At 50.0% G+C, this 720-nt stretch carries 2 protein-coding genes; both read left to right on the forward strand.

Annotated elements, in window-relative coordinates; genetic code table 11:
• Positions 1–14 precede the first annotated feature (14 nt).
• Complete coding sequence (locus TH25_RS24635) at positions 15–482, forward strand: hypothetical protein (protein ID WP_114090870.1); 468 nt, start codon at positions 15–17, stop codon at positions 480–482.
• Positions 483–532: 50 nt separating this feature from the next.
• A partial coding sequence (locus TH25_RS24640) for a transposase (protein WP_147253105.1) occupies positions 533–720 on the forward strand: 188 nt, incomplete at its 3' end.

Raw genomic sequence — 720 nt, forward strand, 5'->3', positions numbered from 1 at the left:
TCAGTTAAAGGTTAATGAGTTCTGACCCTAGTTCACAGATTGGTTTGACCCAGGATGGTTCAGAACAGGCTGAACCGAAAGTCATCGCATTGCAGGATGGCGGTTTCCTGTTGCTGATGAATATTGAAGACGGTCATTCAACCAGTTGGGATCCAAAAGCGCAGCGTTATGATGCAAGCGGGCAGCCCGTTGGGGATCTCTTCGATATTCAGACACAGGCGGGGAACGATACGCTCCCAAGTGGCGTGGAACTTTCTGATGGCCGACTTTTGCTGTTTTCAGTCAATCAGGGCAGCAACAAAAATTTCTTGCAGGCAACGGGGCAGCTATTTACAGCCGATGGCCATGCACTGGCAGTTCGTTCGCTTTCAGTAGACAAACAGGGAATGTCTGGAACCCTCAAACGTCCCCGATACCGTTCAGTATTGCGGCGAAGCCGACACTTTGTCAAGAAGTGCCGTGGCTGTGACCTGAACCCTTAAAACTCGTCCAAAAGTGAGTAGAGTCTGTCATGAAGAAGGAGACAGACGAGATGAAGCGATCACGGTTCACGGAAGAACAAATCATCGGGATGATCCGGGAGCAGGAAAGCGGTCAGAAGACAGCGGATGTTTGCCGTCGTCACGGGAAATCGGAAGCGACATTTTATAAATACAAAGCCAAATATGGCAGCATGGATGTTTCGGATGCCCGGCGTTTGAAGGCCCTGGAAGATGAGAA

This window comes from Thalassospira profundimaris (genome assembly GCF_003326755.1).
GTDB classification, from domain to species: domain Bacteria; phylum Pseudomonadota; class Alphaproteobacteria; order Rhodospirillales; family Thalassospiraceae; genus Thalassospira; species Thalassospira profundimaris_B.